This window comes from Clostridium akagii DSM 12554 (genome assembly GCF_000686725.1).
GTDB lineage: Bacteria > Bacillota > Clostridia > Clostridiales > Clostridiaceae > Clostridium_I > Clostridium_I akagii.
The window spans coordinates 60,606-81,312 of the sequence record NZ_KK366009.1 but is presented as its reverse complement, the minus strand read 5'-3'; the positions used below and the strand labels follow the sequence as shown (position 1 = coordinate 81,312).

The window sequence follows — 20,707 nt, the reverse complement described above, 5'->3', positions numbered from 1 at the left end:
CTCATCTTTTTACTAAATACTTTAACTATTATATCATTTATTACAAATAAATTCTATATTTTCAAGTTGTATTGTGGTTAATTGCATAATAATATTAGTAAGCATAGGTTAATTTCTTACAAAATAGCATGACAAAGCCCTACACTAGGTCAGCTAAGACTAAATGTAGGGCTTCTTTTTTTATATCTTTAGTAATTAATCTATTTCTAATTCGTCAATATCAACTTGATTTAAAACCTCTTTTAATTTTATTAATTCTTCTTTGTTTAAAGTTATTCCCTTGCCCATTTTCTCATGGTTTTCATCCCACTCACGAATATCTATCTTAGCCTTTTTATTATTCCAAGTCATTACATTGACTTCTCTTTTCCATCCTTTTGCATTTTCTGATATAGTGCCTATAGTTTTTTTAATATCAAATTTAAACTCTGCCATTTTTATCTCTCCTCATATGTGATCCTATGGTATATTTTAACCTGTTCAAGGATTAAATTCAAGTTAACTATACTGTTACCTCAAACTTATAACTTGTCACTTATCATCATCATATACTTTTCATTTTATATAGCTGCTTCATCAAACTAAATATATACTCAATATCTTCATCGTTACTTATTTGTATTTCATAATCCCCATTTCCCCAATGTCCTGTATTTGAAACATCTCTGGCAATTTTTCTAGGATCATCTAGAGTTCCAACTTTCGTATTTAACTCCCTCATCAGTAACCTTTGTATACTATTATTATACACAAAAAAGAAGTCTAATTTGATTTTAGACAATTAACTATTAAAAAATACCCATATTTGTTTTATTTATTTGCTTTTCAATCTACGCTACAAGTAATTTCGATATCATTTCCTTCACTGTCGGTAAACTCTAAAACCTTATTTTTACCTATAATAGTTAGCGGAAAAACAATTTTACAATTTAATTGTTTCAGCTTTTCTTGTACTAAATTAATATCATTAACCTCAAAACTTGGAATACAATTATCTCCCCATCTAACTTCTTCATTAACTTTTTCATTAGCAAACAATCCGTATCTGAACCCATCGATATCAAAAACACTGTATATTGCGTCTGCTTCAGTAACCTTTTGACCTAACAGTTTTTCATAAAACTCAATAGCTCTCTCCATATCTTTCACACATATATATAATGATCTTATCCTTAAATTCAATTTCATAAACTCCGCCTCCAAAAATTCCTTCAACTAGCTTAGCTTGTCACTTGTATTTTAGTTGTTAATCGCGTCCGCCCAAAATTGCCACTCCAACTTATCTCCTGAATTCAGCTTATAACTAGATGCTCCAACGCTTGCTTTTTTGCCATTAACATAATACACCCATCCGCTACTTGGACCTTTACTTTTCTCATGTTCATGGTTTATATCTGATACATAAATCCCCGTAATGCTATTTGTATACTGAATATATATGTCCTGTCTTTTTAATGCACTTATCGTTATGTCTGCAACGGACATTCCCTCTAAGTTTTCATGAGAGCTGTAATTTTTACTACTATCTTCATGATCAATGATACTGAAATTAGGTTGCTCGGTATTATTCACTGAACTATTAACTTGTGATTTTTCATCTACTGATGCTATATTTTTAGAGTCATTTTTGCTATTTCCAGCTGTAGCGCTTGAAGAAGCTACCTTTGAATCAGTAGTATTTTTAGATGTATTAGCTGAAGGATTATCCTCCACTTTAGATTTATTTTCTCCTACTATAGTATTGTTATCGGAAGAGGAATTACTCACTTGTATTTTGTTAGAATTTGTTCCTGATCCATTTTTTTTAGTACTAGTCAAATTTTTTGATGACGCCACATTTTTACCTGCCGCAGTTTCAATTTGCTGTGATGTTATCTTTTGCTGAATATGATTTACCAGTATTCCTAATATGCAGCAGATAAATATAACAAGTATTATTAATACAGTCTTTCTTTTCAATTTCTATGCACCTTCTCTTTTTATAGAAACAAACCAACTAGGTTCCAAGATTTCAGTTTTTTATTTTACTACTGCTTTTCTTTTTCCTCTTAAGACTACTACACCTACTGAAACTAAAGCTATTACTATAAGCAATAAACAAATGACAATTTCCGAATCGATAAATCCCCCTTTAGTAGCTAATGTTTTTGATGAATTTTTCACTAGTTTTTCTTCATTTTTCTGTGGACTTGACTCCTTAGTGCTTGATGACTTACTAGGATTTGATAAAGATACTGCTTCCCCCGAAAGCGTTGTTTTCTTATCTTGAATCTGAGAATTTTGTAATAATGCAGTTTGTACTGGTTGCATTGTAGTCTTTCCTGTTTGGGTAGTACTCCGATCAATAGATGCTACCTCTTTACCCGGCACTACTGCTACTAAACTAGGCTGACCTCCTTGCTTAGCTGGCTCCTCATGATTTCCAGAAGTATCCTGCTTAGCATAATCGTAAACAGAAAGTTTACTTGCATCTATATTACTAGAATAAAAATTATAACTACCAATATCATTAAAACTTTTAAGTGCGATAAGTGCCCTTAATGCTTCTTCTGTTGATAAATCCGTACCTAGGGGATCATCTAAAGTATGTTTATAATTCCCGTTTACTCCTTTAAAGGATAGTAGTGCCTTTACTAAATTTCCATTAGTTTTAAGAAAATCGCCTTGCCCTGGATCTATACCAATTGATGTAAGCCCGAGTATTACCATTGAAAGAGTTTCACTAGTTTTACCATTGTTTGACGAAATATATCCACTAATGTCTTCGGCGTTTGTTAGGTAGTTAACTGCACTATCTATTGAAGCCTTCACCTTATTATCACTATTATAATAAGGTGCTAAGGCATAAAGTGCCATTCCTGTTATATCAGGGTCTGCTAAATTCCCAGTAAATGTCCATCCCCCTGTAGGTATTTTCTTGTTTATTATAGTATTTTTAAGGTCATCTTTTGTGATCTTATACTTGCTACTAGAAATATTTCCATAGTTATATGCGCTTAAAGCAAATATTAAATCATTAATCTGAAAATCATTTATATCTCTGTTATAAAGCTCCTGCACCAGATCTTGTCCCATAAAATCATATGGTGTATATCCTATTGAAGTAAGTGATATAATTTCTTTTTCAAGTTCCGTGTTGCTTATATTTTTAACTCCACTGTCATTTATGGTATTTGCAAAGTCCAGTGCAAATTGCTTATTTGAATTTAGCCCTAATTTTTTCATATCAACAGCAATCCATGGGTCAGAAATTTGTGACAAAGCATTAGCTGTAGATGAAATTTCCTTGTCTACATCAGCTAAAATTCCATTATTATCTATAGTATTACTATAACTTGAATCTTTATAACTAAATCCTGGCGCATTTTTACCATCAATATTGAATGTACCTTCATCCATTACCACTGTGGGCGGTTGATCTTTGTTATATCCACTTATCTTATAAGTGTGACTGCCATATTTAAGACCTTTTACCTGTATGCCCCCATTACTATTAGTAACATAATTTTCATTATCAATAGTAACCTGAGCTCCAACAATTGGTGAATTTGTTGGTATTGGATTCCAATTATCATCATAGGAATCATGCTTCCAGCTAAATGTCATTGTAAAAGAGGTACCAGGTTGTACCACTTCAGGACTAAACTTTAATGAATTTAAAAAAGCAGTGTTCATATCCTTATTCCCATAATAAAATACTATTTCATCACCTGAAACTGGCGTATATGGATAAGGTGCATCCACTGTTTTTCCATCTGCATGTTTTACATAATTCATCCATCCATCATAGCCGTGCTGAATACTACCTGATTTTATATTATCAATTTCTGATAAATAACTTTTATCTCCTGAATACTGAATTTTATTTTGCTTAAGAACATCAATTGCAACTTCTTCTGCCGTGTTTCCTGTTCCGTAACCTTTAACTATTGTTCCACTAAGTCCTTCTATTCTAACAAGACAATTTCCCTTAGTGTCAGCCTTTGCTACTGCTACCAAATTGCTAAAAGAAAGTGTTATTGCCATTAATAATATAAGTATAATCCTTCCGATTTTTTTCAATTTTTCTCCTCCTCGTATTTCTTTATATATGTAATTTCAAGTCTTCTTTTAAATCTGTCCATCACCCTATAAAATACATCAAAAAATATTATGCAGAATACAAAACTGCTTGCTGCATGTGCTAAATCAAAAGTTATTCCTGTAAGATATGCGAAAATAATGCTTTTTAAAGTAAGTGGTTTTATAAAGCCTACCACATACCACAAATCCATAATCCAATCAAACAAGAATCCATAAAAAAAGCAAATGAATGCAAAAATTTCCCCAGAAATATGACTTTTCTTTTTTCCAATAATTCCAGAAATGAAGCCAACCATACCCCAAGCAAACATCTGCCAGGGAGTCCAAGGTCCCTGGCCTAAAAATATATTTGAAACAAAAGCTGTTGTGCTTCCAATTAAAAATCCTTCATAAGGTCCAAATACAAGCCCTGAAATAGCTACAATAAAAGTTGTTGGTTTTATATTGGGAAAAGGTACAAATACAACTCTTCCAATTGCACCAAAGGTACTTAATGTAGCAATCAGTGCAATCTCCTTATTGCCAAGAGAACTTTGTTCAAAGTATATATAACTTAAAACTAATATAATCATAACTCCTAGGGTAATAATCCAGGAAAAATCTCCCTTTAACTTAAATGTTAAAAACCCAAGTATAACAAAAATTAATATGGTGAATGCTATAATTATCTTCTTCATTTTGTTTCCTCATTTTCTACGTACAATTCCTGTGCTTGTTTTAATGTGAAAATATTTTTCTCACGGCTTCTAATTAATTTGTTTATGGTTGTAGTATAAAAAATTCCATTCCCAAGGACCTCTTCACGACTTCCTATAGCTACTTTTTCACCACTAAACATAAGCATAAATTCACTACAAAACTCGCCTGCAAAGTCTGTGTCATGGGTTATTAACAGCACTGTCGTCCCCTGATTATTTATCTTCTTAAGCACTTTGCCCAGGTTTTCTTTTATTTTTATATCTAGTCCTCTAGTTGGTTCATCTAACATTAATATTTTTGGTTTTACCACCATAATCGAAGCAATGGCAACTCTTTGTCTTTGCCCACCACTTAAATCTCTTGGATTCTTGTCTTTTACATCATATATATCAAAAGATTTTAGTATTTCATCAATTAGGGTGTAATCTTTAATATTAAAGTTATCCAGCGTGAATTTTATTTCTTCGTATACTGTCTCTTTTGTTAGATAATCATTAGGATTTTGTGACACATAGCCTATAGTTCCAGCCATATCCCTTAGTTTCAACTTAGCCACTTCTCTCCCTAAAACTTTAATGCTACCACTATATTTTTTAATGCCCATTATTGCTTTCATAAAAGTACTTTTGCCAGCGCCATTGGCACCAAGAATTCCAATAAAATCGCCTTTTTTTATGGAAACATTTAAATCCTTAACTGCCTCGTAATCTTCATAAGTACAAAAAAGGTGTTTTATATCAATAATTATGTTACCACTATTTTTAACTTCATCTATTGGACTTTTGAATTTTAATTTTTTTATACTATTTCTCATTTGTTTCAAATCTCCAGGTATTTGTTCCATTTTTAATAATTTCGCAAACTTAAGATATGTTGGCATAAAATCTAAAAGCCTTTTATCTAAACTTTTATAATAAGATTCCTTTTCACCATAAAAAATTATATTCCCATCCTCCATAACTGAAATTTCATCAGCCAAATCAAACCATCTATCAACCCTTTGTTCAATTACTATAATTGTTATGCCAAGTTCTATATTTATCTTTTTTATAATTGCACACACTTCATCCGCAGCTGATGGATCAAGCTGTGAGGTAGGTTCATCTAAAATAATGCAATTGGGCATATAACTAAGTGCAGCAGTAATTGCTACTTTTTGTTTTTCGCCACCTGAGAGGGAGACTATGTCCCTATATGCAATATGTGAAATATTGGTAAATTGAAGTGATTCAAAAACTCTTCTTTTTATTTTTTCCTCAGGTGTACCAACGTTCTCAAGTCCAAATGCTATTTCCCTATGAACTCTATTCATGGTAAGCTGCCGTTCAGGATCTTGAAACACCATAGTTATTTCCTTTGCTCTTTCTTTTTGGCTAATATTTCTTATGTTTTCCCCTTTTATATAAACATTTCCACCCACAGTACCCCCATAAAAATCAGGAACTGCACCTGTTATACATTTTGCAAGAGTAGACTTGCCCGAACCAGATTTTCCTGTTATAAGTACAATATCTCCTTGATCAACAGCAAAATTGATATTATTTAATGTCTTCATTTTTTCTCTAGGATAATAATAATCTAAATTTTCAAGCTTAATGTATGACATATTTTTTCTCCTTTAGAATACATAGCAGTTCACCTGCTAATACAAATGTTAAAATAAAAATTGTGATGGATCCTTTATTGATTATTTTGCTTAGATTAATATCATCATAAACATTAAAATTATCTTTTCCTAAAGCTTTAATTATGATAAATGCCCCAAGTAAAATCATTGATGAAAAAAGAATGATATAATCGTTATTAATAAATTTCTTCCTGTCATATACTGTTCTCTTTGAACTTAAAAACCCTCGTACGAAGGACGATTCTCCAATATCAAAAGCGCTCTCTAGTGAGTCTTCAAGAATTACTGACAAAAGTGGAACATAGGTTTTTATTTTATTTTTCAGACCTTTCGCCTTAAAATCTACACCCCTTATACTGTAAATTTCCCTTAATGAAGTCATCCTTTTTTTCATTTGTGGAAACATTTTTAATGAAATCATCATTGTTACTGTAGTTTTTGGCATAACACTAGAAAAAAATGAAACTGCCTTATCCGAATCTATCATAACCCCAAGTAACATAAAAATTAAAATTACCAGTAGTAGCTTAAAGGAAAGAGATAATGCGTATATAAATGCTTCAAGCGTAAATGCTCTATTAAATAAAATAAATATTATTGTTTTGCCTTGGGTTACAAAAATCAAGTTAATAATGATTGTTAAAATTGCAAAAGGAACAAACAATAAAATGCTTCTTTTTAGTGATGAAAGTTTACTGGCTACCACCAAAATACACATAATAGGTATAAATATTCCACCTACTATTAGTGGATTGTCTGAACATATCACCAAAATAAGTAACACAAAATTAAGTACAAGTGTTGAAAATACATGGATGTTATCAAGTTTTTTTCGCATTTTCCTCCAAAAAAATATGCCAGACGTCTGTCTGGCAAAGTTTATTTATGCGGACCACAAAAAATCCCACATAATATAATCCCATGCCTTCCCTCCGAAGGTGGATAAATCACGAAAACATAAAAGATATCCTGACTTGTACTTCATCTTAATGGCACTCTTCCCAGAAAAAATTTTCCAGTGATAATGTGCCCTTCATCTGTACTCACAGTAGCGGGGGCTGCTGCGGATTTAAACCGCATTCCCTTATATGTTTTCATATTTGATTTTAAAATTTAAAAATACTCTACTATCTTCAATTATAATTTATGTTAACACAATGTCAATATAATTATTGCTTATTTTTTGTTATTGTAATATTATGGCATTAATAATCATCCATAAACCTATTAATATAAGGAGTATAAATTTATGAAAAATAGAAACTGGATAGAAAATTTTATTCACACCTTAATACTACTATTTTATATTATATTAACTAATAATTTATTGAATAATTTATATGAGAAATCCCAAATCACTTACAATATTTTACCATACCATATTTTATATATTGTTATATTTATAATATTGGGTTTTTTAGTTGGTTCATTAAGTTTTTTTCACGAAATTACGAAGCCTGGAATATGGAAAATAAATTTATTCAAACTAATATTTTTGGGAATACCTACAGCATACTTTGTTTTATGTTTACTTATAACTTATTTTAATATAAACTGGCTATCATTTATTACAAATATGTATTTGGTTGTTTCTGTATCTTCAAATATGTGCAGTGTGATATGTTTATTATTAGGTTATACACTAATAACAAGTTTTTATAAAATTGATAATAAAAACTGTTCTAAATCAATATATAAATGATTTAGAACAGTTTTTTTATCTATGCTACTTTTTTCATCTTTTTTCTGTATTTCATTGTAACTAAAAGTGCTATCCCTAATGAAATACTTAACGCACCCACATCCATAAGCACACCAAAATCTAATGCTGAGCCTGTTTGTGGCAAATTTTTCACTGCTGCTTGTACAGCTGGAGTTGTCACTGCCTTTACAGGTGTTACTATTGGTGTTACTACTGGTGATGTTACTGTGGTACTTGTATTATCTATCTGCTGAGTTACTGCCGTAGTGGAAAGCTCCCAATTATTTGAGCAAGCTGGAGTTATTGTCTTATTATTTGTAATATAGCTCATCATTAGGCTTCTCACTTGTCCATCATCGCCCATTGCCTTAGTTGAGCTATAGGTCACAATACTTGGATCAGTATTACTTAGTCCTGCAGCCTTCATAAAACCCCCGCCGCCATTATATCTATAGTCATTAATTGCAACGGTAAATGTATCGGTATCCCTAACTAATTTTCCATTTACCTTGAGATTCTTTATCCTGTTATCAGTAGCAACCCTTCCTGTGTTTGGATCTAATGAACACCCTGGTTGTGTTAAATCCACATCATAGGTTGCTCCATATAATTGGTCTAAATTGTAGTCTGGAACATTTAATGCCGAATCCTTAGCAATTGGATCACTGGAATTTTTTACTTGCTGGTAATATCTTACTGAGAATTCCATCCAATCCGTAAGTTGCTTACCAGTCATCTTTACTCCATAAAGATAATTTTCATAAACATATACGGACATTATATCCTTTATAGTTACGTCACCCTTTGGAATATAGGCTGCTGAACTTAATGGTGCTGCTATAGAAAGCTGTGTTCCTGCAGCATTTTGTTGTACCTTATTTATTAATTCCATTATAGGAGTAGGCTTTACTGTTTGTCCATCTCCTTCAAATTCACCAGTGGAGGTTCCAAGTTTAGTTTGTGTATAGGTTAAAGTCTTAGCCTGATATGGCTGAATTAATTGAACTATTGTAGGATCTTCAGTAATAGTATTATCCATTTGTACATTCTTTGTGTTCAATCCAGTAAAAGTTCCATTGGCATCTAGGCTTATATCAATTTGTGAAACATAGGCCCCCCATTTATTAGGTTCAACTACTGGTACGACTTTACCAGCTGGATCTTTTAAGGTTAAATCATTTACCGTATTATGAACATGACCTGCTACTATAGCATCTATACCATTTACACTAGTAGCAATTGCTTTTACTTGATTTTCAGGTATAACATCAGATGCACTTTCTTCCCCACTATGCGCCGCTACAATAACTATATCAGCTCCAGCAGCTCTTACCTTTGGTACCCATAATTTAGCTTCATCTACTAAATCATTAAAATGAAGACCTGCATAGTGTGTAGGATCTTCCCAATCTGGTATACACTTTGTTGTAAGTCCCAGTATTCCTACTTTAATTGTTTTTCCATTTACAATAAAGTTCTTAATATAATATGGTTTAACAAAGTTTGTATTATCACTATTATAGGTATTGGCTGATAATACGTTAATTCCTTCTTTATTTGCATCATTTATAACTCTATTAAGAGTTGGTAATCCATAGTTGAATTCATGGTTTCCAAGGGTCCATGTATCATACTTCATTGCTCCCATAGCTTTCATCAATGGGTACTCAGAAGTTGTATCTATCTTATCAAAATAATAGGAAAGTGGTGTTCCTTGAATAGTATCACCATCATCAATAAGCATAACATTGGAATTTTTTGCTCTTACACTATTAACATAAGTTGATACCTTTGCGAGTCCTACAGAAGATGATGGTGCAGCATTTGAAGCATAATCATAGTTAAGCACATGTCCATGTATATCTGAAGTTGCTAGTACTGAAATAGTTGCAGAAGAAGGTGTTGGCACACTTCCGCCGCTAATCTTTGTTACATTAGATGCCTTATCTACAGTAAGTTCATATTTTGCCTGATATTGTGAAACTGTAGCTATTACATTTACTTTATCCCCTGCAGAAATTCCACTTAATGATGGTACTTTATAAATATCAATATTACCAGTGGAATCAGTTAGTGTGGAATCAGCCGTTGGATCGTAAGTGGTTAATACTAGGTTATCTAATTCAACCAATTGGCTTTGTAAATTTGAGTTGATGTCTGCTATCTTTACAACTTTAGGAGTTACAACATTTCCTGAACTCAAAGTAGTGATATTACTAGCATCCTGTGGTGTGATTTCTAAGAGACTGTTATAAACTGATAGAGGCCCAGTAACTTGAATTTGATCTCCTTTTTTTACTGCAGATTTTGCCTTAGAATTAAAAACACAAATCCCCGCAGTATTGTCTTGAATAAATAAATTATCCCCACTAACTGTTGTTACAATTCCAGTAATAGTAACATTCCCTGAAGTTAGCTTTCTTGCATCTGCTATATTTATAGAGGTGGTAGCTAATGAAGTTACCGATGCATTTGCAGTAGAAACATTAAATAAATTGGACATTACTATTAGCGCTACTAAAATTGTTAGTAGTCGCTTTTTAGATTCAACTAATTTAAACAATATAATCCCCCCTTTTATTTTTACCATTTAAAGGATATCATATTATACAATTAATTTCGTTAAATTGGCATTAATTTAATGTTAAATATTGTAATCAAATACTATAGTTTCTTTTCACTATTAGTGGTATACTTGATTGTATAATATTGTAAATTAAGGCTTGGTATAAACCATATAGAGATTATTAGAATTTATTAAAAGGAGATGCTTATCATGGATGGTACTATAATTTCTTATTCTATCAAAGCTAAAGCCCACGAACTAGCAATTATTAAATTAAAATCACAAAATTTATCAGAGACTTCTCCAACAGATTTAGCTAATCAATATTTGAAAATTTATAATGAAGTTTTTACCGCACTGCAACTAGAAGAAAATAATGATAATAAATTAAGCAAAGCGAAAAAACATACCAAAAAGAAATAAACTAACCTTGATTTGTACAAAAAAAAGAACTCATTACGAGTTCTTTCTAAATAAACTATTATTTTAAATCTGTATTTTAATTGTTAGTAGGTGATTATATTTTATACATTTAAAATACGTGAAAAATTATCTTATAGCTACTAAAACAATTGATACTCCAGACAAACATATTTATTCTGAACCTAGGTAGACAAAACCTTGTTATGAATTATCGTCGCTTATTTTGTATGCTTTTTTTATCTTTATTATTGCCTCAAGCTTAGTATATATTGCTGCTTGTGCATCAAAAAGCTTTTCTTTTTCTAATTCAATCTGTGATTTTGTAAATTTGGGATCATAATAAGTTTTTGTACTTATTGCTAGCTTTTCGCTAATTTCATTTTTGATAATTTCTTTATCCCAAGCAAGCAATTGATCTTCAATACTTTTATACTTTTCATTTTGTTCGTCCTCAATCTCTTTTATAACTTCTTCTCTTAACTCAAAATAATTTTCCATATTATCAACCACCTTTAAACATATAATTCTATATGTAAACGATGATATCCTTCTTTTTTTGAATAATATAAATAAATATATTTATATTTTATCTAAATCATTTTCTGAGTAGACTTTAATCCCATTTTCCATTAGTATTTCTGCTGTTAAACCAGTACCTTTTATTAGTTTTCCTGAAAATGTTCCATCGTATATAAACTCATTTCCACAAGACGGGCTTTTAGATTTTAATATCGCTTTTTTTATACCAATAATCTTGGCTATATCTAAAGTTTTTTCTGCTCCATTAGTGAATCTTTCAGTTAAATTTTGTCCATCCTTGCTAATAACTTGCTTATTCCCACTTTTATCTATAACAATTTCACAACTTATTCTTGGGGTAGATAGCCCTGCTAACTGTTCTGGACAAATAGCTATAGCTTTCCCTACCTTCACTAATTCGCATATAACCTTGTTTTCGCTATTTTTACCATCATACCTGCAATTTACTCCCGCTAAACATGCACTTACTAAATACATAATAAACAATACCCCCTATTAAACCTTATTATCTAAGGCAAATTCAACGGCAGAAATAGCGTGTATTGTGGTTGTATCAAAAACTGGTATATTAACATCTTCTTGTTTTATCAATATAGGTATTTCTGTACATCCGAGCACTACACCTTCCGCACCATTCAGAACTAAATTATTTATTATATTAATGTATTTTTTCTTTGAAGTTTCACTTATTATACCTTTACATAACTCATTATAGATAATTTCATGAACAATTTTTCTCTCATTTTCTTCTGGAATTATTACATCAATATTAAATTTTTCTTCTAATATCTTTTTATAAAAATCTTGTTCCATAGTAAATTTGGTTCCCAATAATCCTACCTTTTTCATTCCCTTTTTAACTACTTGTTGCCCCGTTACTTCTGCTATATGCAAAACTTTAATTTCTGCCCTATCTTCTATATCACTTGCCATTTTATGCATAGTATTTGTACATATTATAATAAAATCCGCACCACCTCTTTTGAGTTTTTGTGCAGCATCAACCATGATATCAGTTAATTTATCCCATTTTTCTTCATGCTGTAATATTTCTATTTCTTCAAAATCCACTGAATACATTAAACATTTTGCAGAATGAAAACCTCCCAGTTTTAATTGAGCTGTTTGGTTTATGATTCTGTAATACTCAAGTGATGATTCCCAGCTCATTCCGCCTATCATTCCAATTATTTTCAAATTTATCCCTCCTACCTTCATTCACAAAATATTATATTAACATTATATTTCTCTGTTAATTCATTATGAAATGTTTCCGCTTTTGGCATATTCTGAAATTCTTATATTTAATTATATCAGATTTCATTATTGCAAATCACAGAAATCCAAAAATTTAGCATAATAAAAAGCTCCTGTAAAAACAAGAGCTTTTATTATACTAATTAAATTTTCTATTATTTAAATATCTTAATACGTTCTTCTAATGGTGAAAATTGTTTTTCATCAGGTTTAGCTGTTGGGTTTCCAAAAGGCATTTGTGCAATTAATTTCCAATTATTTGGTATTTTCCATTCATTTTTTACGTCAGCTTCAATAAGCTCATTATAATGTTGCAAAGATGCCCCTAATCCTTCAATTTCTAACGAAGTCCAGATAGCGTATTGGTGCATACCACTTGATTGCTGAGCCCAAACTGGAAAATTATCTTTATAAAGAGAAAATTGTTCTTGTAACCCTTGAATTATAGCACTATCCTCAAAGAATAAAACTGTACCATACCCACTCTTAAATGAGTTTATTTTGTCTTCAGTAGCGCTAAATTGATCAGCAGGAACTATCTTCCTTAAAGCTTCTTTTGCTATATCCCACAATTTATCGTGATGTTTTCCTAGTAATAAAACCACTCTTGTACTTTGAGAATTAAATGATGATGGCGTATACTTTACAGCATGTTCAATGACCTCTTTAATCTTCTCATCTGTTACCACTACCTCTTTGCTAATTCCATAAATTGAACGTCTCTCTTCTGTTGCAGTATAAAAATCTTTTGTCATATTAATCATTCCTTTCAAATTTAACTATTTTTTATTTATTTGCATATTGGTGTTTGTGTATTCTTATTTAACAAAATTAAATGATTTCAACTTGTAAATATTTATTATCATTGTTTTCGTTAGTTGATTACATTTAGTAACTATCTCTATATTTATTATCACATACTAGTTTTCATTAGTCAATGATTATTTAGAAATTTTTTTAAATAATAAATATATCTCTTTTAATGTGTAATTTGTTTTAATGCAAATTCTAAAACCTTTTCACCGTTCATCATTCCATAATCTACTGATGGTATTATAGCAACTGGAATTCCTTTTTCATCACATAATTTTTTAGCTGCGGGTAACCTAAATCTTATCTGTGGCCCTAGTAATGCCACATCTAAATTATCTAGCTTTTTAGATATCTGTGATACAGCAAAAGCTTTAATTTCAGCCTCTATTCCTTTTAATTCTGCCGTTTTTTTCATTTTTGTTGCCAAAATACTTGTTGACATACCACCTGCACAAAACAAATAGATATTAACCATAATAAATTTCCACCTTTCAATTATTATTAATTTTTTATAGGTATAACTTATATTCAAGTCCTAACCATTATAATATATCATTTCCTTCATTGTCTGGATAAATCATATTATATCCTTATACTTCCTAATATTCCATATATAAATAATAAAAACGTTATATTTAGGCGATAATTCCTAAATATAACGTTTTTATTTAATCAACAAACATGAACATAAATTTTTGTAGTACAAATATTAATTAATTTTAAATTTATTTATTTCATCACCTAATTGTTCTGCTAATGTTTTAAGATCACTTGAATATTTGGTGAACTGTTCCATTGTAGCTGAAATTTCTTCTGTTGAGGCCGTAACTTCCTCAGTTGCTGATGCTGTCTGTTCAGATATATATGAGATATTCTGAATTTCTGATACTGTTGATTGTTTTTTAGCATCTATCTCCACAACTGATATTTTTACTTCATCAACCTTTGTAATCATTAAGTTGATTGATTTTAATATTTCACTAAATATATCCTTGGTTTGCCCTACTGCCAAGTCTTGTTCATTTACTACAGATTCAGTAGATTTAATAGCATTTACCGCTGTGTCCGATTTCATCTGTATACCTGTTATAATTCCTTTAATCTCCTCTGTTGATTTTTTTGACTGTTCAGCAAGTTTTCTTATTTCTCCTGCAACTACAGCAAATCCTTTACCAGCCTCACCTGCACGGGCAGATTCTATACTTGCATTTAATGATAAAAGATTAGTTTGTTCTGTTATACTTGCCAATGTTTCAGAAATATCATTTATTTGCTTAGTGCTTTCATTCATATCTTGAACAATGTGGTTAACTTCTTTAGTTGACATTTTAGTTTTATTTGATTTTTCAATTAAGGTATCTATCATTGATAGCCCCTCTGATCCCAATTTTTTAGTATCTCTTGAAATGGCATCCATTTCTTTAGAGTTAGTAGTAATTTTATCTATTCTACTAGATAGATCATTCATTTGTGAAACACCATTTTGAGCGTTCTCAGCTTGTTCAACTGCTCCTCCAGAAACTTGTTCTATTGCACTTGCAACCTCACTTATAGACGCTGTTACTTCCTCAGACATACTTGCAAGACTTGTTGATGTATCTAACACAGTGTTTGAGGAGATTGTAACATTTTTCATAAGATTAGAAATATTTTTCATCATTAAATTAAATGATAAAGCCAGATCTTTGAATTCGTCTTTTGTGGAAACACTTATATCTACGGTTAAATCACCATCTGAAGCTTTTGCAAATACTTCTTTTAGCTTTTTGATATTTTGTGCTATACCTTTACTCAATATAAACGCCATAGAAATTGATATTAGCCCCATTAATACCAATATTAATAATGTAACATATAGTATTGAGTTTGTATCATTAGTCAATTCACTGCTTGAGAGTGTAGCTACTAATTTCCACCCAGTAAGGTTATTTGTTTCATATACTCCAAAGTTTTTTGCACCATTATATGTATAATTAACAAATCCATTATTCCCTGTTTTAGCTTGATTCCAAAATGATAGTTTGGCTGCTGCATTTGTGCCTATAACACTTTTTTCAGGATGAGCTATAACATTACCATTTAAGTCAGCTATAAATACATATCCTGAAGTTCCTATTTTTTTTGTTGCAATTTTATTTACAAGTGTATCTAGAGAAATGTTCACAGCTGCAACACCAATTATTTTTCCATCTTTTTCAACTGTTTTTGCTAAAGCCACAACCATTTTTCCTTTTTGAGCATCTTTAAAAGGTAAAGTTATTATTAATTTCCCCTTACTAGCCATTGCCTGTTTGTACCAAGCCCTTTCAGTTGCTTTATACCCATCTGGCATTTTTTGACTAGGATATATGTCAAACTTACCACTTTCAGTTCCATAATATGTAGTAAATATGTCCTTATCGCTTTCTTTTATGTTTTTTAATACATCAGGCACATAATTAGAAGCATCACCTGTATCGATATTTATGAAATTATAATTGTTTGACATGGTTGAAACCATATCAGTAAATCCTTGAAAATATGAAGATAACCCATCATTTACTTCTGTTAATGTTTGTGTACTTGTAACCGTCAATTTTTTATTAAGAATTGACTGTGACTGAATGTATGAACCAACCCCTAATATAATTAATGGAATTACACAAATTGACACTAAGCTAATAATTAATTTGCCCCTAATGCTGTTTAAATTTAATTTCATAATTATTCCCCCTATTTATCGCCGCACAATACTTCACAATATATTCTTTTTCGACTTAAATTAATATTACTTTACTTGTTTTTATAAAATATTAAGTTATAATACAATTTAATTCAAATTATCCGAGAATGATTATAGCTCCAAGTTTAACCATATTATAATGATTAAACTTAGAGCTATATAATTTTGTAGAAAATAAATCAATAACCTTGCTACTAATATTAGATTTACTAATTAATTTTGAATTTATTTATTTCAGCCTCTAATTGTTCTGCTAATGTTTTAAGATTGCTTGAATATCTTGTGAATTCTTCCATAGTTGCCGTTATTTCTTCTGTTGATGCTGTAACTTCCTCTGAAGCAGAAGCCGTTTGTTCAGATATATATGAGATGTTTTGAATTTCTGATACTGTAGATTGTTTTTTTTCATTTATATCTATAATAGATAGCTTTACTTCATCAACTTTTTTAATCATTACATTAATGGATTTTAGGATTTCACTAAATATATCTTTAGTTTCACCAACTGCTATCTCCTGCTCATTCACTATGCTTTCAGTAGATTTAATTGCTCCAACTGCTATATCTGATTTTTTCTGTATACTCGTTATTATGTTTTTAATTTCCTCTGTGGATTTTTTTGATTGGTCAGCCAGTTTTCTTATCTCACCTGCAACAACAGCAAACCCTTTACCTGCCTCACCTGCACGGGCAGATTCTATACTTGCATTTAATGATAAAAGATTGGTTTGTTCTGTTATACTTGCTAGTGTTTCAGATATAGCATTTATCTGCTTAGTGCTTTCATTCATATCTTCAACAATATCGTTAACCTCTTTGGTTGATTTTTTAGTTCTGTTTGATTTTTCTATTAATGTATCTATCATATGCAATCCTTTTGATCCCAAATCTTTAGTATCATTTGAAATTTCATCCATTTCATTGGAGTTTATACTAATTTTATCTAATTTGCTTGATAAATTCTCCATGGATGATACTCCCTTTTGAGCATTTTGTGCCTGTTCCGTTGCTCCATTAGCAACATCCTCTATTGCCTTTGCGACTTCACTAATTGATGCCGTTACTTCCTCTGACATACTTGCAAGACTTGTAGATGTATCTAGCACCGTGTTCGATGACTTTGTAACACTATTCATAAGATTTGATATGTTTTTCATCATAGAATTAAATGATATAGACAAATCTTTGAATTCGTCTTTTGTGGATACACTTATATCTACGGTTAAATCACCATCTGAAGCTTTGGCAAATACTTCTTTTAGCTTTTTGATATTTTGGGATATTCCTTTACTTAATATAAAAGCCATAAATGTTGCAAGTAATCCCATTACTACTAGTACCAATAATGTAACATAGAGTATTGAATTTGTATCATTAGTTAATTCACTGTTGGCTAATGTTGCTACTAATTTCCAGCCCGTGAGACTATTTGTCTGATATAATCCGAATTTTTTTGAACCATTGTATGTATATGCAACAAATCCATTATTACTAGATTTAGCCTGATTCCAAAATGATAGTTTAGATGCTTGATTTGTACCAATAAGGCTTTTTTCAGGGTGAGCAATAATATTCCCATTTACATCAGAAATAAAAATATAACCTGAAGTTCCAACTTTCTTCGCAGATATTTTATTTACAAGTGTATTTAATGAGATATTCATGGCTGCAACGCCAATTACTTTACCATCTTTTTCAACTGTTTTTGCCAAAGAAACAACATTTTGACCTGTTTGAGCATCTTTAAAAGGTAGTGTTACTATCACTTTGCCCTTATGTTCTAACGCCATTTTATACCAAGGCCTTACTGTTGCACTATATCCAGCTGGCATTTCTTTACTTGGATATATGTTGAATTTTCCACTCTCGGTTCCATAATAAGTACTAAATATATCCGAATTACTCTCTTTTATACCTTTTAGCAGATCCGGTACGCCTATTAAATTATTACTTGAGTCAATATTAATGAAATCATAATTACTGGACATGGTTGAAACCATCTCTTTAAATCCACCAAAATATGAAGATAAACCATCATTTACTTCCGTAAGCGTTTGCACGCTTGTCACCGTTAATTTTTGACTAAGAATTGATTTTGATTGAATATATGAACCAACACCTAATATAATTAGTGGAATCACACAAATTGATACTAAACTAAGAATTAATTTACTCCGGATACTATTTAAATTTATTTTCATTATTATCCCCCCACTTCACATTCGGCTCATGTATATTATATATCATGATATGTTATTTTTCGACATAAATTGATATAACTTTACATGTTTTTTTGAAAATACCAAATTATAAAAAAGGTTGATTAATTTATTAATTACATTTTTTTCCATCTTTCAATATTGAAGTTATTTTTATATGTTTTTGAAATTACATTGCTTTGTTGTTAATCTCTTCCAATTATCTTGCTTCTTCGCTCCATTAAAATCACATCATGCCACTCACCACTACTCATTTTACTTATTTTTTCTCTTATTCCTATTTCTCTAAACCCGCAGCTTTTATGTAAAACTATGCTACCTAGGTTTTCTTTAATTATTCCTGATTGCAAAGTCCAAAATCCATTTTCTTCAGATAATTTAACTAAATTGGTTAGCAGTGCCTTTCCTATGCCTTTTCCTCTATATTCTTCCCCTATATATATGCTAACTTCCGCAACTCCTGCGTAAACACATCTGCTAGAAGTTGGGCTTAATGCACACCAACCAATTACTATATTACCCAAATGTGCTACTAGCCTGCAAGTTTTAATATGACTATCATCCCATTCTTCTAAGCTTGGTAACTCAGTTTGAAATGTAGCTTTACCTGTATTTATACCTTCTGAATAAACCTTTACTACTCCCTGCCAATCAGTCTCAGTCATTTCCTTAATATTATAATCCATTTGTATTCCCTCCTCTATTATTATCGAACTTTTAGAGCTTATATGCCTTCACATGTGCTCCTGCAAAAGCTCCGTCAACAAGATCAGAGTCTATTTTACTATATACATCACCTAAGTTTTTCTGCTTAGCTATATCTTCTATAATTTCCTTTGTATATATATTTACTGGCGTAATTTCAATATCTTTAAACCCTATCTTTGCAAGGATTCTATTATACTCTTTAACTGGTAATGCACCTGCAATGCAACCTACCCACATTTCTACACTCTGCTTTATACTTTCCGGTATATCTTTAAGCATAACAACATCAGCAATTGCAAGCCTTCCACCCTTTTTTAATACTCTGTAAGCTTCCCTTAAAGCATCTTCTTTACTTTCACAAAGGTTTATAACACAATTTGATGTAACAACGTTTATGGTTTCATTATTAAGTGGAATATCTTCAATGTATCCTTTTATAAATTGTACATTGTTTACTCCAATTTTTTCTTTATTATCATTGGCTAATTTAAGCATTTCATCTGTCATATCAAGACCATAAACTTTTCCTGTTTCGCCTACATATTTAGATGAAATGAATACGTCAATTCCACCACCACTTCCTAAATCTAAAACAACTTCTCCCTTTTGTGGATTTGCAAGTACAACAGGGTTTGCACATCCAAGTGAAGCATTAACAACTTCATCTGGTAATCCTTGAATAAAATCTTTTGTATATAATTTTGAATTATTTGTAGTATCACTTCCACACCCACATGCGTTTTTGGATTTAGAATTTACTCGTTTAGCTATATTTCCATAATATGATTTCACTTCATTTTTAATATTAACCTTCATAGATTACTCCTCCTAACAATTTTTGTTTATATTTACAGCTTTTGTTAATAGTTTTAAACTCTCAAGTACCTGCTGCCTTTTATCCTCTTGAATATTCATAAAAATGTCATTGTAGTACTTCCCCATAGTTGCTTCTATATTTTCGAATATTTTTGTTCCACTACGGGTTAATTTTATGGTTATATATCTTCTATCCTCTTGGTGCAATTCCCTGGCTACTAAACCGTCTTCCACTAGTTTATTTATAGTTCTACTCATTGTGCTTTTATCAAGAGTTAAAATTTCAGAAAGTTCATTTAATGAAATTTCTCCTGATCTTCCAACCTCCACAATAGCATGACATTGTGATATGGTAACTCCTGAGCAGTTTGAGTCTCCCTTTTCTAAAATACCTAATTCTCTTACCAATAATCTGATTAACTCACGTAAATAATTACTCTCTTTGTTCTCCATTTGCTCACCTCTATTTGATTGTATCATGAAACTGTTGTATATTGCAGCTATTATATATAAATAATATTCACTAATAAGC

19 protein-coding genes, 1 pseudogene and 1 riboswitch are annotated in these 20,707 nt (G+C 30.9%); of the genes and pseudogenes, 1 reads left to right on the top strand and 19 read right to left on the bottom strand.

Annotation, left to right across the window (positions count from 1 at the left end; translation table 11 throughout):
• Nucleotides 1-195 precede the first annotated feature (195 nt).
• The 9 genes and pseudogenes from BR66_RS0121405 to BR66_RS24490 form a co-directional block, all read right to left on the bottom strand.
• Entirely contained in the window at nucleotides 196-435 is a 240-nt protein-coding gene (locus BR66_RS0121405; RefSeq protein WP_026884745.1) for a YdbC family protein, read from the bottom strand.
• Nucleotides 436-544: 109 nt separating this feature from the next.
• Nucleotides 545-721, bottom strand: a complete 177-nt coding sequence (locus tag BR66_RS25915) for a hypothetical protein (RefSeq protein WP_156946348.1) — start codon at nucleotides 719-721, stop codon at nucleotides 545-547.
• A gap of 104 nt (nucleotides 722-825) precedes the next feature.
• Nucleotides 826-1,188, bottom strand: coding sequence for a VOC family protein (locus BR66_RS0121395; RefSeq protein ID WP_026884744.1), 363 nt, complete (start codon nucleotides 1,186-1,188; stop codon nucleotides 826-828).
• A 51-nt stretch (nucleotides 1,189-1,239) separates the two neighbouring features.
• A complete protein-coding gene (locus BR66_RS0121390) occupies nucleotides 1,240-1,959 on the bottom strand; it encodes a DUF4430 domain-containing protein (protein WP_026884743.1) in 720 nt (239 codons plus the stop codon).
• 60 nt (nucleotides 1,960-2,019) lie between these two features.
• The gene (locus tag BR66_RS0121385) at nucleotides 2,020-4,062 is read right to left on the bottom strand and encodes a hypothetical protein (protein ID WP_026884742.1); all 2,043 of its coding nucleotides are present in this window, start codon (nucleotides 4,060-4,062) and stop codon (nucleotides 2,020-2,022) included.
• Complete coding sequence (locus BR66_RS0121380) at nucleotides 4,059-4,760, bottom strand: ECF transporter S component (protein WP_026884741.1); 702 nt, start codon at nucleotides 4,758-4,760, stop codon at nucleotides 4,059-4,061. The genes BR66_RS0121385 and BR66_RS0121380 overlap by 4 nt, the downstream gene beginning before the upstream one ends.
• Nucleotides 4,757-6,388, bottom strand: a complete 1,632-nt coding sequence (locus BR66_RS0121375; RefSeq protein ID WP_026884740.1) for an ABC transporter ATP-binding protein — start codon at nucleotides 6,386-6,388, stop codon at nucleotides 4,757-4,759. Before BR66_RS0121375 ends, BR66_RS0121380 begins: the two co-directional genes overlap by 4 nt.
• Nucleotides 6,375-7,247 (bottom strand): energy-coupling factor transporter transmembrane component T, encoded by an 873-nt coding sequence (locus BR66_RS24500; protein WP_051624342.1) that lies wholly within the window; start codon nucleotides 7,245-7,247, stop codon nucleotides 6,375-6,377. The genes BR66_RS0121375 and BR66_RS24500 overlap by 14 nt, the downstream gene beginning before the upstream one ends.
• Before the next feature lie 104 nt (nucleotides 7,248-7,351).
• Nucleotides 7,352-7,551: riboswitch (cobalamin riboswitch) on the bottom strand.
• A 579-nt stretch (nucleotides 7,552-8,130) separates the two neighbouring features.
• Nucleotides 8,131-10,014 (bottom strand): annotated as a pseudogene (locus BR66_RS24490) (bifunctional metallophosphatase/5'-nucleotidase); the annotation flags it as partial.
• A gap of 873 nt (nucleotides 10,015-10,887) precedes the next feature.
• On the opposite strand from BR66_RS24490, the gene BR66_RS0121350 reads away from it, so the two are divergent.
• Nucleotides 10,888-11,100 carry a hypothetical protein gene (locus tag BR66_RS0121350; protein WP_026884739.1) on the top strand — a complete coding sequence of 71 codons (213 nt, stop codon included), beginning with the start codon at nucleotides 10,888-10,890 and terminating at the stop codon, nucleotides 11,098-11,100.
• 201 nt (nucleotides 11,101-11,301) lie between these two features.
• Here the strand turns inward: BR66_RS0121350 and BR66_RS0121345 are convergent, their stop codons facing one another.
• The 10 genes from BR66_RS0121345 to BR66_RS0121300 form a co-directional block, all read right to left on the bottom strand.
• The gene (locus BR66_RS0121345) at nucleotides 11,302-11,598 is read right to left on the bottom strand and encodes a hypothetical protein (protein ID WP_026884738.1); all 297 of its coding nucleotides are present in this window, start codon (nucleotides 11,596-11,598) and stop codon (nucleotides 11,302-11,304) included.
• Nucleotides 11,599-11,679: 81 nt separating this feature from the next.
• Complete coding sequence (locus BR66_RS0121340; protein WP_026884737.1) at nucleotides 11,680-12,117, bottom strand: 2-thiouracil desulfurase family protein; 438 nt, start codon at nucleotides 12,115-12,117, stop codon at nucleotides 11,680-11,682.
• Nucleotides 12,118-12,135: 18 nt separating this feature from the next.
• A complete protein-coding gene (locus BR66_RS0121335; RefSeq protein WP_026884736.1) occupies nucleotides 12,136-12,837 on the bottom strand; it encodes an aspartate/glutamate racemase family protein in 702 nt (233 codons plus the stop codon).
• 215 nt (nucleotides 12,838-13,052) lie between these two features.
• Complete coding sequence (locus BR66_RS0121330; RefSeq protein ID WP_026884735.1) at nucleotides 13,053-13,652, bottom strand: nitroreductase family protein; 600 nt, start codon at nucleotides 13,650-13,652, stop codon at nucleotides 13,053-13,055.
• A gap of 224 nt (nucleotides 13,653-13,876) precedes the next feature.
• Nucleotides 13,877-14,185: a PTS sugar transporter subunit IIB gene (locus tag BR66_RS0121325; RefSeq protein WP_026884734.1), complete on the bottom strand. Its 309-nt coding sequence runs from the start codon at nucleotides 14,183-14,185 to the stop codon at nucleotides 13,877-13,879.
• Nucleotides 14,186-14,419: 234 nt separating this feature from the next.
• Nucleotides 14,420-16,411, bottom strand: a complete 1,992-nt coding sequence (locus BR66_RS0121320) for a methyl-accepting chemotaxis protein (RefSeq protein WP_026884733.1) — start codon at nucleotides 16,409-16,411, stop codon at nucleotides 14,420-14,422.
• 230 nt (nucleotides 16,412-16,641) lie between these two features.
• Entirely contained in the window at nucleotides 16,642-18,633 is a 1,992-nt protein-coding gene (locus BR66_RS0121315) for a methyl-accepting chemotaxis protein (RefSeq protein ID WP_026884732.1), read from the bottom strand.
• Nucleotides 18,634-18,836: 203 nt separating this feature from the next.
• Nucleotides 18,837-19,337, bottom strand: coding sequence for a GNAT family N-acetyltransferase (locus tag BR66_RS0121310; protein ID WP_026884731.1), 501 nt, complete (start codon nucleotides 19,335-19,337; stop codon nucleotides 18,837-18,839).
• Nucleotides 19,338-19,368: 31 nt separating this feature from the next.
• Complete coding sequence (gene arsM, locus BR66_RS0121305) at nucleotides 19,369-20,175, bottom strand: arsenite methyltransferase (RefSeq protein ID WP_026884730.1); 807 nt, start codon at nucleotides 20,173-20,175, stop codon at nucleotides 19,369-19,371.
• A 12-nt stretch (nucleotides 20,176-20,187) separates the two neighbouring features.
• Nucleotides 20,188-20,628 (bottom strand): MarR family winged helix-turn-helix transcriptional regulator, encoded by a 441-nt coding sequence (locus tag BR66_RS0121300; protein WP_026884729.1) that lies wholly within the window; start codon nucleotides 20,626-20,628, stop codon nucleotides 20,188-20,190.
• Nucleotides 20,629-20,707 lie beyond the last annotated feature (79 nt).

What these genes read in the sequence shown, in the direction of transcription:
- BR66_RS0121405 (WP_026884745.1), bottom strand. Translation starts at nt 435, where the DNA reads ATGGCAGAGTTTAAATTTGATATTAAAAAAACTATAGGCACTATATCA.
- BR66_RS25915 (WP_156946348.1), bottom strand. Translation starts at nt 721, where the DNA reads ATGAGGGAGTTAAATACGAAAGTTGGAACTCTAGATGATCCTAGAAAA.
- BR66_RS0121395 (WP_026884744.1), bottom strand. Translation starts at nt 1,188, where the DNA reads ATGAAATTGAATTTAAGGATAAGATCATTATATATATGTGTGAAAGAT.
- BR66_RS0121380 (WP_026884741.1), bottom strand. Translation starts at nt 4,760, where the DNA reads ATGAAGAAGATAATTATAGCATTCACCATATTAATTTTTGTTATACTT.
- BR66_RS0121375 (WP_026884740.1), bottom strand. Translation starts at nt 6,388, where the DNA reads ATGTCATACATTAAGCTTGAAAATTTAGATTATTATTATCCTAGAGAA.
- BR66_RS24500 (WP_051624342.1), bottom strand. Translation starts at nt 7,247, where the DNA reads ATGCGAAAAAAACTTGATAACATCCATGTATTTTCAACACTTGTACTT.
- BR66_RS0121350 (WP_026884739.1), top strand. Translation starts at nt 10,888, where the DNA reads ATGGATGGTACTATAATTTCTTATTCTATCAAAGCTAAAGCCCACGAA.
- BR66_RS0121345 (WP_026884738.1), bottom strand. Translation starts at nt 11,598, where the DNA reads ATGGAAAATTATTTTGAGTTAAGAGAAGAAGTTATAAAAGAGATTGAG.
- BR66_RS0121340 (WP_026884737.1), bottom strand. Translation starts at nt 12,117, where the DNA reads ATGTATTTAGTAAGTGCATGTTTAGCGGGAGTAAATTGCAGGTATGAT.
- BR66_RS0121330 (WP_026884735.1), bottom strand. Translation starts at nt 13,652, where the DNA reads ATGACAAAAGATTTTTATACTGCAACAGAAGAGAGACGTTCAATTTAT.
- BR66_RS0121325 (WP_026884734.1), bottom strand. Translation starts at nt 14,185, where the DNA reads ATGGTTAATATCTATTTGTTTTGTGCAGGTGGTATGTCAACAAGTATT.
- BR66_RS0121320 (WP_026884733.1), bottom strand. Translation starts at nt 16,411, where the DNA reads ATGAAATTAAATTTAAACAGCATTAGGGGCAAATTAATTATTAGCTTA.
- BR66_RS0121315 (WP_026884732.1), bottom strand. Translation starts at nt 18,633, where the DNA reads ATGAAAATAAATTTAAATAGTATCCGGAGTAAATTAATTCTTAGTTTA.
- BR66_RS0121310 (WP_026884731.1), bottom strand. Translation starts at nt 19,337, where the DNA reads ATGGATTATAATATTAAGGAAATGACTGAGACTGATTGGCAGGGAGTA.
- arsM (WP_026884730.1), bottom strand. Translation starts at nt 20,175, where the DNA reads ATGAAGGTTAATATTAAAAATGAAGTGAAATCATATTATGGAAATATA.
- BR66_RS0121300 (WP_026884729.1), bottom strand. Translation starts at nt 20,628, where the DNA reads ATGGAGAACAAAGAGAGTAATTATTTACGTGAGTTAATCAGATTATTG.